We start from the raw sequence: 16,703 nt of genomic DNA, 5'->3' as shown, positions 1-16,703 counted from the left end.
ATTTTGAATATCATCAATATCGAATAGTTCAACCAAACCTCTTACCCCAGTATATTCCCGGTGCGGGCGCGGCGGCTGAACAAGACGAGGCGAAACGCCGGAACTTGCTATGCTTGAACCGTCTCGAGGAGGAAGCATGGCGCTACACATCGTTCATTTCATTGGTCCCATCAACGCCAACTCGGCCTGCACGGTGCGCAACCTGTGCCTGCAGGCCCTGCAGAGCGGCGCCAGCGAAATCGAACTCCACATGTCCACCGAGGGCGGCAACATGACGGCCGGCTTCGCCCTCTATTTCTTCCTCAAGTCCCTGCCGCTGCCCCTCACCACCTGGAATGTCGGCAGCGTCGAATCGGTCGGGGTTGCGATCTTCCTGGCCGGCCAGAAGCGCTACGCCTGCCCCGGCACCCGCTTCCTGATCCACCCGCTGCACTGGGGCTTCGGCAACCTGGTGGCGGCCGATCATGCCCGCATCTCGGAATGGCGCGACTGCCTGGATTTCGACGCCGAGCGCTATGCCTCGATCTTCGAAGAAGCCACGCGCGGCGCCCGCACGCCCCAGGACATCCGCGGCTTTTTGACGGGCAGTTCGCGTATCTACACGGCCGAACAGGCCGTCGAGGCGGGAATCGTCCACGATGCGCGCCAAGTCCGATTGCCGGAAGCGGGTACGACTTCGCATTGGTGGAACTGAACTTGCAGCCCCCATCCCCGTACCTTAGAATCGACCTCTCCCCGATTCTTCACGGTAAACCTTGGAATCCGTACCCCTTTGGGCGCTCGTCCTCGCCCTCGTTCTCCTGATTCTCTGCTCGGCCTTTTTCGCGATGGCGGAAACGGCCCTGATGGCAGCCAATAAATACCGCTTGCGCCACCTGGCCAAGCGCGGCCACCGCGGCGCCGTCACCACCCTGTGGCTGCTGGAGCGTACCGACAAGCTGCTGTCGCTGGTGCTGATCGCAAATACCCTGATCAATGCGATGGCCACCGCCCTGGTGACGGCGATCGCGATCCTGTTCTTCGGCCACGAGGAAAGCGTCATCACGATCGCCACCGCCAGCGTGGCCTTCCTGCTGATCGTGTTCGCCGAGATCGCGCCAAAAGTGATCGGTGCCACCTATCCGGAACGCATCTCGCTGGGCACCAGCCTGGTGCTGCGGCCGCTGATGAAGCTGGCCAAGCCGGCGATCTGGTTCGTCAACCTGTTCGTCTCCGCCATCTTGCGTCCGCTGGGCATCCGCGGCGGCGCCGACGCCCACCAGCAGCGCCTGTCGCCGGAGGAATTGCGCACCGTCGTGCTGGAGGGCGGCAACTTCATGCCGCAAAAGCACAAGAGCATCCTGCTCAACCTGTTCGACCTGGAAAAGATCTCGGTCGAGGACATCATGACCCCGCGCAGCCAGATCGAAGCCCTGAACCTTGCATCACCGGTCGAGGACATCATGGCCGAGCTGACCACCTCCTACCACCGCAAGCTGCTGGTCTATGAAGGCGAGATCAACAAGGTGGTCGGCATCCTGGCGGTCCGCAAGGCGGTCCGGCTGCTCAACGAAGCGGACGAGCTGACGGTCGACCACATCCGGGGACTGCTGAGCGAGCCCTACTTCATCCCCCAGGACACGGACGTCTTTACCCAGCTTCAGTATTTCCAGGAAAATAAGGAAAGGCTGGGCATCATCGTCGACGAATACGGCGAAGTGCAGGGCCTGGTCACGCTCGAGGACATCATCGAGGAAATGATCGGCGACTTCACCACCTCGACCCCGAGCAATGCGCGCGCCGACGCCATGGCCTGGAACACGAAAGGCGAATGCCTGCTCGAAGGCAGTACGCCTCTGCGCGACATCAACAAGAAGCTGGGCCTGGAACTGCCGCTGGACGGGCCGAAGACGGTCAACGGCCTGCTGCTGGAACTGCTGCAGGAAATTCCCGAGTTTCCGATTGCGCTGAAGGTGGGTCAGTGCGTGATCGAAGTGGTGCAGGTGCAGAATCAGTCAATCAAGATCGTGAAACTGTTGCGGCCGGCTGCCGTCAAACGGTGGCTGGCGGCCTGAAAAGCCGCCACGTCGCCCCCGCGAAGGCGGGGGCCCAGGTTTGTATGCGTTTCCTTAGCTCAAGCAAACTTGGATTCCCGCCTCCGCGGGAAGTCGTTTCCGACAATGTCGGGAACGACGATGTGCTTTTGCCCACCCAGGAGCCGCAATGACCCCAGCCAACAGCTTATCACCTCAGCAATACCATTCCGTCTACGTGGTATGCACGCCTCTTTCCCAACGCCAATCTCTTTACAAATTTGATGCCTGCGGGCATGATCCCAAGCAGCCGCCGGGCATAACCGTCCAGCCCGGCCCCTTGTCGACACTCCGTCCCTGATCCTATGGCAGCAGTCCTCCCCAACACGACCGCAGGCACCGCATTGCCCGGGTTGGCGCGCGCCCTGGTCCAGGCGGGGCGATTGACGCTAGCGCAGGCGGACGGCCTCCAAAAGAAGGCCGCCGCCGACAAGACTGGTTTCATCGACACCTTGCTCGGCGCCGGAATCATCGATGCGCGGGGCCTGGCGGTATTCTGCGCCGAGACCTTCGGCTATCCCCTGCTCGACCTGTCCACCTTCAATGTGGACTCCCTCCCCACCAACGCCATCGATGCCCGCCTGATGCAGGGCCAGCGCGTGGTGGCGCTGTCCAAGCGTGGCAACAAGCTGTCGGTGGCGCTGTCCGATCCGACCAATTCCCAGGCCCTGGACCAGATCAAGTTTCAGAGCGAAGCCTCGGTCGAGCCGGTGATCGTCGCCCACGACACCCTGCTGGCCCTGCTGGCGGGCCTGTCGAAGAACGCCGAACAGAGCATCAGCGAGCTGGTCGGCGACGATGCCGAGATCGAATTCGCCGAGGACGAGCCGCACGCCGCGGCGGTCGAAGCCGCCGCCACCGAAGTCGAGGACGCGCCCATCGTGCGCTTCCTGAACAAGGTGCTGATGGACGCGATCACGCTGGGCGCTTCGGACATCCACTTCGAGCCCTACGAAAAGCAGTACCGGATCCGCCTGCGCGTGGACGGCGTGCTGCGCGACCACCTGGCGCCGCCGCTGTCGATCCGCGACAAGCTGGTCTCGCGCATTAAGGTGCTGGCCAAGCTCGACATCTCGGAAAAGCGCGTGCCGCAGGACGGCCGCATGCGCCTGGTGCTGTCGCCGACCAAGTCGATCGACTTCCGTGTCAGCACCCTGCCGACCCTGTTCGGCGAAAAGACGGTCATGCGTATCCTCGACGCCACCCAGGCGCAGATGGGCATCGACTCGCTGGGCTACGACCCGGACCAGAAGGCGCTGCTGATCGACGCCATCACCCGCCCCTACGGCATGGTGCTGGTGACGGGGCCGACCGGCTCCGGCAAGACGGTGTCCTTATATAGCTGCCTGAACCTGCTGAACAAGCCGGGCATCAATATCTCGACGGCCGAAGACCCGGCCGAGATCAACCTGCCCGGCGTGAACCAGGTCAACGTCAACGAAAAGGCCGGACTCACCTTTCCGGTCGCCCTGAAAGCCTTCCTGCGCCAGGATCCGGACATCATCATGGTCGGCGAGATCCGCGACCTCGAAACCGCCGACATCGCCATCAAGGCCGCCCAGACCGGCCATATGGTGTTCTCGACCCTGCACACGAACGACGCGCCGTCCACGCTGACGCGCCTCATGAACATGGGCGTGGCGCCCTTCAACATCGCCTCTTCGGTGATCATGATCACGGCCCAGCGCCTGGCGCGCCGCCTGTGCACCTGCAAGCAGCCCCTCGACATCGAGCGCGACGTGCTGAAGGCGGCGGGCTTCCGCGACAGCGACCTGGACGGCGAATGGAAGCCCTACGGCCCGGTCGGCTGCGAACGCTGCCTGGGTTCCGGCTACAAGGGCCGGGTCGGCATCTACCAGATCATGCCGATCAGCCCAAGCATCGAGGCCCTGATCCTGGCCAGCGGCAACTCGATGGAGATTGCCGCCCAGGCCGAAAGCGAAGGCGTGAACTCGCTGCGCCGCTCCGGCCTGATGAAGGTGAAACAGGGGCTGACCAGCCTCGAAGAAGTGCTCGGCTGCACCAACGAGTAGTAAACCAATACGGGAAAACACATGGCAACTTCGGCCCAAGTCCGCAGCGCTGGCGGCGCCCAGATCAAGGAGCACGTCTACGCCTGGGAAGGCAAGGACAAGACCGGCAAGACCGTACGCGGCGAGATGCGCGCCGGCGGCGAAACCATCGTCAACGTGACCCTGCGCCGCCAGGGCGTCATGGTCACCAAGGTCAAGAAGAAAGCCTACCGCAGCGGCAAGAAGATCGTCGACAAGGACCTGACCCTGTTCACGCGCCAGCTCGCCACCATGATGAAGGCCGGCGTGCCGCTGCTGCAATCCTTCGATATCGTCGGCAAGGGCCACTCGAATCCGTCGATGTCCAAGCTGATCATGGACCTGCGCGCCGACATCGAGACCGGCACCAGCCTGAACAACGCCTTCCGCAAATACCCGCTCTATTTCGACCCGCTGTTCTGCAACCTGGTGGGCGCCGGCGAACAGGCCGGCATCCTCGAAGACTTATTGACGCGCCTGGCGATCTACAAGGAAAAGACCCTGGCCCTGAAGGGCAAGATCAAGTCGGCCCTGATGTACCCGATCTCGATCCTGGCGATCGCCTTCATCGTCACCGCCGTGATCATGATCTGGGTGGTGCCTGCCTTCAAGGAAGTGTTCACCACCTTCGGCGCCGACCTCCCGACCCCGACCCTGGTGGTGATGGCGATGTCCGACTTCGTGGTGAAGTGGTGGTACATCATCTTCGGTTCGCTGTTCGGCGCCATCTACTTCTTCTTCCAGTCCTGGCGCCGCTCGCTGAAGATGCAGCAGGCCATGGACCGCCTGATGCTGCGCCTGCCGGTCTTCGGCGACGTGATCCGCAAGGCGACCATCGCCCGCTGGACCCGCACCCTGGCCACCATGTTCGCGGCCGGCGTGCCGCTGGTCGAAGCCCTCGACTCCGTCGGCGGCGCCTCCGGCAACGCGGTCTACCTGGACGCGACGAGAAAGATCCAGACCGAAGTCAGCACCGGCACCAGCCTGACGGCGGCCATGCAGAACGCCAACGTGTTCCCGAACATGGTCACCCAGATGGTCGCCATCGGCGAAGAATCCGGCGCCCTCGACGGCATGCTGGGCAAGGTTGCGGATTTCTATGAAGAGGAAGTCGACGAGGCGGTGAGCGCGCTGTCTTCGCTGATGGAGCCGATGATCATGGTTATCCTGGGCGTGCTGATCGGCGGCCTGGTGGTGGCGATGTATCTGCCTATCTTCAAGCTGGGGTCGGTGGTTTAAAACTTTGACATTGTAGGTTCTCAGAATACTTCGCAGTGAATTCGCAGTGATCTCATGGTGTTCGCAGTAGTTTGCTCGGGTTTGGCAAACTACTGCACAAGCGAGATGCCAAGACCTATCGAAAGTGTCCGTCGCGGTGGGGGAATGCCAATATAAGAAATTGCACTCAGTTTTTTTGCTCGTTATCCCGTACGAAATGCTGATGCATTTCCGTCGTCAGCTTTTCGATGCGTTCCGCCATGGCTTTGGTGATTTCCGTCAGCTCTGTATTCTGACGGAGCAGCTCAAGCATCTGCTCGGATTGCTTGGTTGACGCAGTGGCGATTGCTTCGCGGTGCTTGGCATCCGCGTCGGAATGGGCCTTGTCCCGCGCTGCCTGGCGAGTTTGGGCAAGCAAGATAAGCGGCGCCGCATAAGCCGCCTGGAGGCTGAACGCCAAATTCAAAAGAATGAAAGGGTAAAGGTCAAAATGCGTGAAGCCCAGCACGTTTGCTGCGATCCAGACGGCGACGATTAAGGTTTGCCCACCGAGAAAAACCGGCGTTCCGAAGAAACGGGCGAAGGCTTCCGCTCGCAGTCCAAACAAGTCACTGCCAAACGTCTTGAACAAATGTTCGTGCTGACGATGGAAGCGCAAGTGATCGACATCAGGCTCACCTTCCGAAGATAAAGTGTGGACTTGAGACGAGTTCATGACATCCCCTTAAGAAGGCCCGACACGCTCACTATAACTCACATCAAGTTCAAGTCTTGGTGATCTTGCCCTGCTTTTCCCGGACACAGCCTGATGCTTAGTTAGCGTCAGTTTCCAGGGCCTGACGTCGTCGCTTTTTCCTAAACATGCGCGGCGATTTGTACCCTAGCGCCGAATGCGGATGCACCTCGTTGAAGTGCCTGTCATGAAAAAAGCCGGTATGCCGAGATTTAACGGCCTGGTAACCAGGTCGACAGTTTCTTTGATTGAGACCATGAGTTTCTGGCGTCCTAAAACCTGGAGCTTGGACTCGGGCGGCACTTCAGGCATCCGCCTGAAGCAAGGCCCTTACAGCGTCGACGCGCGAACCTCGTGTTTGAACCTCGCCGACAGCACGCGCTGGACTTTGTCGATGTCGACCGGCTTGGTAAGGTGGAGGTCGAAACCCGCCTCGAGGCTGCGCGCCTGATCGGCCTCGCTGCCCCAGCCGGTGAGCGCCACCAGCACCCGAGCCTGCGCGCCCGGCAAGGCCCGTAACAGGAATGCAGTCTCGTAGCCATTCATGCCCGGCATCCCGATGTCGAGGAACACCACCGCAGGGTCATGCCGCTTCACCATCTCTACCGCTGTCTGCCCGTCGTGCGCGAGGAATACCTCGTGGCCGCTCATGTCCAGCACCATGGCCATGGTCTCGGCCGCGTCGCGGTTATCGTCGACGACCAGCACCCTGTGCCGCTCGATGGCGTCCTGACTCGAAGGCGGTGCGGCCTCGGCTGGCTCCGGCATGTCGGCACGCGGCAGCCAGATGCGGAACAGGCTTCCTGCGCCCGGGCCGGCGCTCTGGGCGGCGACGCGGCCACCGTGCATCTCGACCAAGCCCTTGACGACGCTCAGGCCGATGCCCAGCCCGCCCTGTGCATGGTCCAGGTGCTGCTGCACCTGCGCGAACCGGTCGAACACGTGCTCGATCATATCGGGCGGGATGCCGATGCCCGTGTCGGCCACTTCGATGAGCAGCATGCCGGGCTGAGGGGACTCGCCACCGCGCAGCGCCACGCGGCCTCCACGTGGCGTGTACTTCGCCGCGTTGTTAAGCAGGTTGCCCACCACCTGCACTAGCCGGGTCGGGTCACCCGTGACCCATAGCCCCCGATCCACACCTTGCCAAATGACCTCATGGCCCTGCGCATCGAGCAGAGCCTGCACGCCCTCCAGCGCTTGTTCGAGCACGGATTGCAGCGAAAGCGGTTCCTGCTTCAGCAGGATTTTGCCCTGCCGGATGCGGGCAATGTCGAGCAGGTCGTCGACCAAGTGCACCATGTGATCGAGCTGGCGTTGCATGATGCCCAGCACCTGATCCGCCTGGCTCGGCAGCTCGCCTTTGATGTTCTGCAGCAATTGCAGCCCGGTGCGCAAAGGTGCGAGCGGATTGCGCAACTCGTGCGCGAGCGTGGCCAGGAAGTCGTCCTTCTGACGATCGGCAAGCTTGAGCGCCTCGCGCGTGCGTACATAGTCGGTAATGTCGACACAAGCGCCGGTCATTGTCTTCGCGCGGCCCGTCGGGTCCAGGAAGGTCCGGCCACGATCATACAGCCAGTGCACCGAACCATCCGGGTACACCACCCGGAACTCCATCTCGAAATCGTCACCGTCATCGCGGCAGCGTTCGCAGCGGCGGATAACCTCGGCGCGGTCGTCCTGATGAACCAGCGCGATGAATTGGTCGAGGCTACGCACCGCCTCCCCGGGGCGCAGTCCGAACAGGCGGTCAAGCGCGCCATCCCAGGTGAGCCGGTTGTCCTGGATGTCCCAGTGGAAGGTGCCGGTGCGGCTGGCTTCCAGGGCCATCTCCATCGCCAGTTCGGTGGTCTTGCGGCTGGTGATGTCCATAGCCGTGCCGTTAGCGCGCACACAGCGGCCGGCGTCGTCGAATAGTCCGCGTCCCTTGGCCGCAATCCAGCGAACCCGGCCGTCGTCGCGTCCCACCGTACGGTACTCGACGTTGTAAAGCTCGCGCCGCTGCGGATCGCACGCCGCCGCGAATGCGCGGGCCACTGTCGCCCGATCGTCCGGATGCAGGCCCGCGAAGAAGTCGTCCAGCGAAAGCGCTTCATCGGTCGTGATGCCGAACATGGTTCGCAGCCCTGGTTGCCAGATCAGGCTGCCCTCGGGCACGTTCACGTCCCAGAACGCGATCTCGGAAGCGTCCGTGGCCAGGCGCAGGCGTTCTTCGCTCTCGGCCAGGGCCTGCTGCGCCGCGCTCGCGGCACGTGCGTTGTCCGCGAGCATTACTGTCGAGGTGGTTTCGATCGCTGCGCAGAAGATGCCCGCGACCTGCCCGTCGTCATCCAGCAAGGGCGTGTAGGTGAAGCTGAAATAGTGTGGTCCGGGCGTCTTGCGGCTGGCCAAGCGGAACAGCTTGTTCTCGAATGACAGCGACTCGCCGCGCATGACGGCCTCGTTCAACGGCCCTAGTTCGTCCCAGATCTCGCCCCAGACGTCGGCCATCGAATGGCCGAGCGCATCGGGATGTTTGTCGCCAAGGATCGGGATGTAGTCGTCGTTATAGAGCGAGATGCAGCGTGGCCCCCAGCCGATGTACATAGGCTGCTGCGCGCGCAGGATCAGGCTCACGGCCGTCTTCAGGGACAGAGGCCAAGATCCCGGTGCGCCAAGCGGCGTCGTCGACCAGTCGTGGCAACGGATCAGTGCGCCCATAGCGCCACCACCGCGCAAGTGCGGCTGGTCTGGGGGGTCGATCATTGGTATGGCTCAATATATCAGCGGCGCAGAAGCGATTCGCACAGCTTGCTTGGGTTAAGTCTACATTTTTAGAGGCGAAGGATAAGACTCTACCCGGTCGCTCGCTGCCTGCGGGACAGTGTCTTCCCGAATAGTTGCTCAGTTCCAGTGGCTAGCCAACTAAAGAATTGTAAGTTAGGCAGCCCATGCATCTCAAGACTGCACCGGCTACAGGGATATTGTACTTATTGACAAAAAAGTGTGGAAGAAATCACGCCGGCCGCTCCCATGGAAACTCGGCTGGCAAACCTGCTTGCCTTGCCCAGCCGTTGCACGCAAGACCATACTTTTTCAGTCTACTGACAAAGTGCGATGATGTCTATCGGGTAATATGCTTGAACCACTTAAGAGGTGTGAAGCTGCTGCCAATGTAGCCATTTTAGAAAGCTTGCTCATCTATCCGGTACGGCTCATCAAGTGGGAATAGAGCACCGTCACCAAGGGTGCTCCAAGTGCCAGCACAAACACCCCGAGCACCTTATCCCCCCGCTCCAGCCCGAACGCGGCAACCAGCATCCCCAGCCCGCTCGCCACGAAAATCCAGCGCCCGGCCTTGCGCGATTTGTCGAGCGCCCCAATCGCGATATAGAGCATGCCCAGCGCAAGGGCAATATAGTTGCTGGTATCGACCTCACGTCCCAGCGCATGAATCGCAATGACCGCCTGGATCGCAAGCTGGACGAAAAGCAGGCGCGAAAACACGGTACGCCGGACCCGCGCCGGCGGAACGGAATCTCCCGACGATGAAAAGCCCTGCGGCGAGACGGACATCAAGAACCACACCACACAGGCGACGATCGGAATAATCAAGAGGCCGGCCCACTCCCCGACCCAGGCATCCGGCCTGCCATCCGAACCCCAATGAATCACGACCTGCCCGCCGGCAGGCAATTCGTGAATCGCCCAGAGTGCAATGCCGAACATGGCGGCAATGAGAATCGCATTCAGGGCAGCGGCGAAAAGCTTGTTCAATTTTTCCCTTGCAATCAGTTAGCGCCTCCAGAATACCAGTTCCTACCCCGCACGCATTAAAAGCTGAGACTGGATTTCAAACCGATCACGAAGGCATTGCTGTTGCGCGTCGTGCCGCCCGGATGCACGATGTACTGAAGATTGGGACGCACAATCACCGAGGGCAGCGGCACCCAGGAGTAATACAGCTCGCCCACGTATTCGTAGCCACCGCCCGCGACGGTGTCCTGGCCGGTGCGGGCATTGTTCTGGCGCGTGAAATCGGCGAAGCGCCCATTGTTGTGGGTGGCACCCACGGCGAAGCCGATCGAGTCCTGGGCGCGGCTCTCGAACGGGCCCTTGTACTGCACGCCCAGCGTGAGCTGGTGGTCCAGTTGGGCCGTGTCGTGGTCGGCCTGCGTGAAATTCAGGAACAGCGTCGCGCCGCTACCCTTGGCCGTTCCGGTCACCTTCTGCTGCAGGCTCAGGTAGGCACCGTACTGGCCGTTGCGCTCGAGGGGTTCCAGTCCCGTCAGGCCGCGCGGGTTGTGGTTGCGGTCGAAGAACAGGTCCTTGCCGTCCGAAGTGTTGTACCAGGCGCCCAGCTTGTAGGAACCGGGCAGGCCCTGCCAGTTCGGCTGCCAGCCGAGCTCCAGCGGGATCAGGGCGCCGGTGGTGCCGCTCGGGTTGTTCGGCTTCCAGCCGTTGTGGCGCGCGTATTCGTCGTCCACGTACTTCGGATTGACCTGGTAGACGCCCAGCTGCGCGTAGCTGTCCGCGGACGGGTGGTATTTGATGCGCGCGGCCCATTGGCTGGTCGGCCAGTTGACCCAGTAGTTGCCGACCAGGTTGCCCGGCTGGGCGCTGCAGAAAGTCAGGTTCTGGAAGTCGCAGGAAAAGCTGAAGAAATCCTCGCTGAGGGTCATGCGCCCGAACTTGAGTTCCAGGCGGTCGTCGAGCAGCTTCTGGTTCAGCCACAACTGCGTCAGGTGCCAGGTCTGGCCGCGTCCATAGACTTCCTGGATCAGCAAGTTGTTGCCGATGTGTGCGTCCGCGCCGAGATTGCGGCCATTACGGTCGGTCATGGTGAACTGGAAGCTGCCGCCGCGCCAGCCCCAGCGCTTGTCGAGGTCGACGGTGGTGCCGAATTCCCACTGGTCGGTGTCGCGCGTCAGGTGTTCGGTGCCGCCGCTGAAGTTGTGGGCCAGCTGGTTGCCGTAGCCGAGATTGAACACCACGCCGCGGTCGGCCAGCTGCTTGCGCAGGCCGCCCCAGTCGCCGGTCAGGGTGGGGCTGGTCGTGAGGTCGCCGGCATGGGCCATGGCCTGGCCCAGCAAGGCCGCCGCGGCAAGGACGCCGGGCCGGACCAGAGAGCGCCGGGAACGGAAAAGCCTGTCGAGCGTCGCCATGTGATTCCCCCTGCATTGACACCTTGGAGTCGTATCGAGGCGATGGAGTTCGCCTAGGGCAGCGCATAGGCGATCACATAATCGCCCAGTCTGGTGCCGAAGGATCCGTGGCCACCCGCGGCGATCACGACGTACTGTTTGCCGTTGGCGGAATAAGTCATCGGCGTGGCCTGGGCGCCTGCCGGCAGGCGGGCCTGCCAGAGCTGCCTGCCGGTGTTCACGTCGAAGGCGCGCAGATAGTTGTCCGCGGTCGCGCCGATGAAGGCGAGGCCGCCGGCCGTCACGATCGGGCCGCCCAGCATCGGCATGCCCATCTTGAAGGGCAGCGGCACCGGCGAGCTGTCGCGCACCGTACCGATGCGCTTCTTCCACACGATCCTGTTGGTCTTCAGGTCGATCGCGGAGATATACCCCCAGGCCGGCTGCTTGCACGGCAGGCCGATCGGCGAGAGGAAAGGATTCAGGGTCACGCCGTAGGGCACGCCGTATTGCGTCTGCAGGCCCTGTTCCGAGCCGCCGCCCTTTACGCCGGGTACCGGTTCCACCGGATTGTTCGGGCCGCGCGGCACCAGGCGCGAGACGAAAGGCAGCGCCATCGGATTGGCGATGGCGATCTGGCGATCGGTGTCGACGGCGATGCCGCCCCATTCGAACATGCCGAGGTTGCCGGGGAAGACGAGCGTGCCCTGCAACGAGGGCGGCGTGAAGGTGCCTTCGTAGCGCAGCCGGTGGAAGATCACGCGGCACACGAGCTGGTCGTACATGGTCGCGCCCCACATGTCGGCATCGGTGAGCAGCTTCGACGGGCGGAAAGTGAGTTCGGAGAAGGGCTGGGTCGGCGAGACACGGTCGCCGGGCGCCGCGCCCTGCGGCACCGGCCTTTCGGGCGCGGGCACGACCAGCGCGCCGCTGCGGCGGTCGAGCACGAACAGGTTGCCCGTCTTCGTTGGCGCGTACACGACCGGAATGGTCTTGCCGTCCTTGCCGGTGATGTCGGCCAGCGTCGGCTGCGACGGCAGGTCCATGTCCCACAAGTCGTGGTGCACGGTCTGGTAGAACCAGGCCAGCTTGCCCGTCGACGCGTGCAGCGCCAGCAGGCCGGACGCATGGCGCTCCTGGTCGGGCGTGCGCTTGCCGCCCCAGATATCCGGTGTCGATACGCCCATCGGCAGGTAGACGATGTCGAGTTGCGGGTCGTAGGCGGCCGGCGCCCACGAGTTCGGCGAATTCCATACGTAGTGCTCGCCGGGGCCCGGAATCCTGTTCGGATCGGGCGCACCGGGATCGAAGGCCCACAGCAGCTCGCCGGTCCTGACGTCGAAGCCGCGGATCACGCCGGACGGTTCGCGCGTGGAGTAGTTGTCCTCGACCGCTCCCGCCACCACGATCACCTTGCCCGTGACGACCGGCGGCGAAGTCGGCTCGTACATGTTCCTGGCCTGGTTCGTCACCGGCATGCCGTGCTGGAGGTCGAGGTCGCCCTTGTCGGCGAAGTCGGCGCAGCGCTCGCCGGTGAGCGCGTCGAGGGCGTAGAGGTGGCCGTCATTCACCGGCAGGAAGATGCGGCGCGTGCAGGCCGGGGCCGGGCCGCTAGCTGTGCTGGCAGCCAAAGCGGCGCCCTGCGCCAGGTCGACATGGGACACGCCGCGGCAGGTCACGTGCTGGAAGCTCGGGTCGGTCCGCAGACCCGGATCGAACTTCCACTTCAGCGCGCCGGTCTTCGCATCGAGGGCGAACAGTTTCTGGTGCGGCGAGCACAGATACAGCAGGTCGCCGATCTTTACCGGCGTGACTTCGTCGGTGATCTCGACGGGATCGTTCGGCCCCTTCATGTCGCCGGTGCGGAAGGTCCAGGCCACCTGCAGCTTCCTGACGTTGTCCGGCGTGATCTGCCGCAGCGGCGAGTAGCGCGTGCCCGCCTGCGTGCGGCCATAGGCGGGCCAGTCGGCCGGATCGCCGGCGCCGGCGCCGGCATTCACGTTGGCGTTCGCCGCTTGCGGTCCGGCGGCAGCGGCGAAGCGGCCGTCGACGGTCTGCGGATCGTTGAAGGCTGCGTAGACCAGCACGCCCGCCCAGATCACCAGCGCCGCAAGCAGCGAGGCGCTGTCGAACCTGGGCGGCGCCACCGGACGCAGGCTCACCAGCAGCAGCCAGACGCCGAAGACGACCAGCACGCCCGAGCGCGGCGCGAGCGCCCAGAAATCGGGCCCCGATTCCCACAGCGACCAGGCCGCCGTGCAGACCAGCACCAGGGCATAGAGCGCGAGCGCGCCGGGGCGGCGGCGGAACAGCAGCCATGCCACGCCGAGCAGCACGATGCCGGTGATGAGGTAATACGCCGATCCGCCCAGCGACAGCAGCCAGGCGCCGCCGATCAGCAGATACAGCCCTGTCAGCACGGTGAACAGGAGGCTGACGAAGCCGGTGAATCCCAGCGGCCTTGCTTGTTCTATGGACATGATGATCTACCGCTTGCACCGATGTAGACAGGGTCAGATTACACGTCACCGGAGAATCGGAGCGCACCAAACCATTCCGGCAAAACGAAAGCCAAAAATCCATCTCAGCCATAAACGAAACATATATTTGGTTTTTTATCTGATTATCGGCATGAAAATTATGTTTTTGTTGACGATACTTTCTTTTATTCGTAAATTACCTAGGCAATCGTAATAAAAAAGAAAGAATATTAATTAATATCTTTCGTTTTATGACAATCACATAAGGAGATGCAATGGAACGCAGGATCAAGTATTTGAATGCTGCCGCCTTCGCCGCCGCCGTGGCCCTGGCGCCTCTGCCGGCGGCGGCCACCGACGCCGTGGTCGCCCTCGCCGGCAACGCCTTCGTCACCAGCGCGGCGCCGAACGCCGCCGAAGTCATTACCAGCAATGGACTCGGCAACTGGACCAGCGCCGGCACCGTCACCAGCACGTACTTCCGCGTGGCCGCATCCCCCAACTGTTCGCGCAACTGTCCGGCGGCGGTGACGGTGTCGCTCAATGCGCGCCTGGCCGGCAGCACGCGCAGCACCGTCCGCGTCAGCATCAACGGCACGCCCTTCGACGTCACCTTGACGGGCAACGTCACCAAAAATTACCCGGTCGGCACCGTGATCGTCCCCGCCGGTTACGTGAAGGTGGACCTGCAGGGCGTGAGCAAGGATGGCGGCTATTTCGGCGACGTGTCCTCGATCGGCGTGTCGACCGAGGCGACGCTGAACTACGCGAACGATCCGGCCAACTACTACTGGTCGCGGCGCGGTCCTTCGGTGCACCTCGGCTTCACGGTCCCGGCGCAGACCGAGTACTTCTACAACGAGGTCACGGTCCCGCAGGGGCAGGACAAGATCGGCTCCTACTTCATGGCCAACGGCTTCACCGGCGGCTACTTCGGCATGCAGGTGAAGTCGCCGAGCGAGCGCTGGATGCTGTTCTCGGTCTGGGATGCCGACAACGGCGCCAGGACCACTCTTGTCGGCAAGGGCGCCGGCGTGGTCGACAACGGCTTCGGCGGCGAAGGCACCGGCGGCCAGTCCTACCTGCGCTTCAACTGGATCGCCGGGAATACCTATCGCTTCATCACCCGCGCCCGGCCCGACGGCGCCGGCGGCACCGATTACTCGGCCTGGTTCTTCGCTCCGGAAACCGGCGCCTGGAAGTACATCGCCACCTGGAAGCGGCCGGGAACCTCCAGCTACCTGACCGGCGTCTACTCCTTCCTCGAGAACTTCATCGACACCAACGGCTATATGGAGCGCTCGGCCGACTACGGCAACCAGTGGGCGCGCTCGAACACCGGCAGCTGGACCGAAATCACCACCGCCCGCTTCACCGGCGACGCCACCGCGGCCAACGCCCAGCGCATGGACTATGCCGGCGGCCGGCGCGGCAGCAGCTTCTACCTGCGCAACGGCGGCTTCTTCAGCAACTATGTGCCGATCAACCAGAACTTCACCCGCCCGGCCACCGGCACCCCGCCCGCCGTCGACCTCAACGCCCTGCCGCTGCAGTGAGCGCAAACCATCAGGAGTCCATCATGTTCAAACGATCGCCGCGTACAGTTCTCCTTGCCGCCCTTCTCGCCTCCCTTGGTTTTGCCGGCACCGCCCAGGCCAACATCATCGAAGGCTTCGACGACATCGCCAGCCTGGCCGCCAGGGGCTTCATCCTGCGCAATGCCAGCGCACCAGTCGGCAGCAACGGCTTCTTCCAAGGGAACAGCCGCGTCTTCGGCGCCCAGGACGGCGCACCGGGCGCCTACCTCGGCGCCAACTACCAGAGCGCGGCCGCCAGCGGCGGCATCGACGACTGGCTGATCAGCCCGGAGTTCTCGACCAGCGCCGGCGGCACCATCTCCTTCTATGTGCGGGCGGCGGCGGACCAGGGCTACACCGACCTGTTCCAGTACGGCCTGAGCACGGGCGGCACCGGCGCCGCCGATTTCGTCCTCGGCAGCCTGGACGCCGCGCCGACCGGCGACTGGACCCGCGTCAGCCTGGACTTCGCCGGCACCGGCACGCCGGGCAGCGTCGGCCGCTTCGCGATCCGCTACACCGGTCCGGCGGACACGGCCAACTACATCGGCATCGACACGCTCTCGCTGCTGCTGCCGGAACCGGCCAGCCTGGCGCTGCTGGGACTCGGACTGGCCGGCCTCGGCGCCAGCCGCCGCGGGATCAGGCGCGCGGCCCGCTGACGGCAGCGTCGTCGATGAAACGGCTGGGCGCGATGCCCAGCGCCCGCCGGAACATCGCCGAGAACGCGCTCTGGCTTTCATAGCCCATGCGCGCGGCGACTTCGCCCAGCGGCAGGCCGCGGACCATCAGTTCGATCGAGCGTTCCAGCCGCAGTTGCTGGCGCCAGGCGCCGAAGCCGAGGTTCATCTCGTCGCGGAACAGGCGCGCCAGCGTGCGGGCGCTGGCGCCCACCTGTCCGGCCCAGTCTTCCAGGGTCCGGTGCGAGGCCGGATCGGCGGCCAGCGCCTGGCATAAGGCCTGCAGGCGACGGTCGCGCGGCATGCGCAGGCCGAGCGACAATGCCGGCGCCCTTCCCACTTCCACCAGCAGCAGCTCTGTCAGCAGGTGCCGCCGCCCGTCATTGACAGGATCCGCCGCCAGCAAGGCTTCGAACAACGCCCGCGTGAGCGCCGAAATCTCGATCACCGCGCAGGCGTCGATGGCGCGCGGCGCCGCCTCCGGCGCCACGTAGATGGTGCGCAGCTCGACCTCGCCCAGCATGGTCACCTCGTGCTCGACGTCCGGTGGAATCCACACCGCGCGCAACGGCGGCACGATCCACATCATCTCCTGCGCTTCCACCTGGATGCTGCCCCGGAAGGGATAGGCGATCTGCGCCCAGGCGTGGCGGTGCTTCGGCACCCGCAGGCCGGGCGCGGGGCGGCGCAGGTTGACCGTCACCGGCTCCGCAATGGAGGGGACGCGGCGCGGGTCGGGGTCGAAATCGAGGGTTGTCAGCATTGCGAC

General features: G+C 63.6%; 12 protein-coding genes. 6 read left to right on the top strand and 6 right to left on the bottom strand.

Going from position 1 to position 16,703, the window contains the following annotated elements; all coding sequences use genetic code 11:
• Positions 1-136 precede the first annotated feature (136 nt).
• From AC1DIX_RS13045 to AC1DIX_RS13030, 4 genes are all read left to right on the top strand, one after another.
• Positions 137-694 carry a ClpP family protease gene (locus AC1DIX_RS13045; protein ID WP_442122266.1) on the top strand — a complete coding sequence of 186 codons (558 nt, stop codon included), beginning with the start codon at positions 137-139 and terminating at the stop codon, positions 692-694.
• A gap of 61 nt (positions 695-755) precedes the next feature.
• Positions 756-2,054, top strand: a complete 1,299-nt coding sequence (locus AC1DIX_RS13040) for an HlyC/CorC family transporter (RefSeq protein WP_442122265.1) — start codon at positions 756-758, stop codon at positions 2,052-2,054.
• A 323-nt stretch (positions 2,055-2,377) separates the two neighbouring features.
• Entirely contained in the window at positions 2,378-4,105 is a 1,728-nt protein-coding gene (gene pilB / locus AC1DIX_RS13035) for a type IV-A pilus assembly ATPase PilB (RefSeq protein ID WP_477249998.1), read from the top strand.
• A 21-nt stretch (positions 4,106-4,126) separates the two neighbouring features.
• Positions 4,127-5,362 carry a type II secretion system F family protein gene (locus tag AC1DIX_RS13030; protein ID WP_477324773.1) on the top strand — a complete coding sequence of 412 codons (1,236 nt, stop codon included), beginning with the start codon at positions 4,127-4,129 and terminating at the stop codon, positions 5,360-5,362.
• 166 nt (positions 5,363-5,528) lie between these two features.
• Here the strand turns inward: AC1DIX_RS13030 and AC1DIX_RS13025 are convergent, their stop codons facing one another.
• The 5 genes from AC1DIX_RS13025 to AC1DIX_RS13005 all read right to left on the bottom strand — a co-directional run bounded on the left by AC1DIX_RS13025 (position 5,529) and on the right by AC1DIX_RS13005 (position 13,677).
• A complete protein-coding gene (locus AC1DIX_RS13025) occupies positions 5,529-6,056 on the bottom strand; it encodes a DUF1003 domain-containing protein (RefSeq protein WP_442122262.1) in 528 nt (175 codons plus the stop codon).
• 348 nt (positions 6,057-6,404) lie between these two features.
• Positions 6,405-8,690 carry a hybrid sensor histidine kinase/response regulator gene (locus AC1DIX_RS13020; RefSeq protein ID WP_477324770.1) on the bottom strand — a complete coding sequence of 762 codons (2,286 nt, stop codon included), beginning with the start codon at positions 8,688-8,690 and terminating at the stop codon, positions 6,405-6,407.
• 564 nt (positions 8,691-9,254) lie between these two features.
• Positions 9,255-9,830, bottom strand: a complete 576-nt coding sequence (locus AC1DIX_RS13015; RefSeq protein WP_442122260.1) for a DUF1648 domain-containing protein — start codon at positions 9,828-9,830, stop codon at positions 9,255-9,257.
• A 56-nt stretch (positions 9,831-9,886) separates the two neighbouring features.
• On the bottom strand, positions 9,887-11,218 hold the full coding sequence (locus tag AC1DIX_RS13010; RefSeq protein ID WP_477324768.1) for a carbohydrate porin: 1,332 nt from the start codon (positions 11,216-11,218) through the stop codon (positions 9,887-9,889).
• A gap of 53 nt (positions 11,219-11,271) precedes the next feature.
• Positions 11,272-13,677 carry a glucose/quinate/shikimate family membrane-bound PQQ-dependent dehydrogenase gene (locus tag AC1DIX_RS13005; protein ID WP_477324766.1) on the bottom strand — a complete coding sequence of 802 codons (2,406 nt, stop codon included), beginning with the start codon at positions 13,675-13,677 and terminating at the stop codon, positions 11,272-11,274.
• Between the two features lie 275 nt (positions 13,678-13,952).
• On the opposite strand from AC1DIX_RS13005, the gene AC1DIX_RS13000 reads away from it, so the two are divergent.
• Together AC1DIX_RS13000 and AC1DIX_RS12995 are read left to right on the top strand one after the other, a co-directional pair.
• Positions 13,953-15,233, top strand: coding sequence for a DUF3472 domain-containing protein (locus AC1DIX_RS13000; protein WP_477324764.1), 1,281 nt, complete (start codon positions 13,953-13,955; stop codon positions 15,231-15,233).
• A gap of 23 nt (positions 15,234-15,256) precedes the next feature.
• Positions 15,257-15,916 carry a choice-of-anchor J domain-containing protein gene (locus tag AC1DIX_RS12995; RefSeq protein ID WP_477324762.1) on the top strand — a complete coding sequence of 220 codons (660 nt, stop codon included), beginning with the start codon at positions 15,257-15,259 and terminating at the stop codon, positions 15,914-15,916.
• Here the strand turns inward: AC1DIX_RS12995 and AC1DIX_RS12990 are convergent.
• On the bottom strand, positions 15,897-16,697 hold the full coding sequence (locus AC1DIX_RS12990; RefSeq protein WP_477324760.1) for an AraC family transcriptional regulator: 801 nt from the start codon (positions 16,695-16,697) through the stop codon (positions 15,897-15,899). The genes AC1DIX_RS12995 and AC1DIX_RS12990 overlap by 20 nt on opposite strands.
• Positions 16,698-16,703 lie beyond the last annotated feature (6 nt).

The organism is Massilia sp. 05N420, assembly GCF_056397205.1.
The sequence above is the reverse complement of the archived record's forward strand: the minus strand, read 5'-3'. Positions and strand labels throughout refer to the sequence as shown.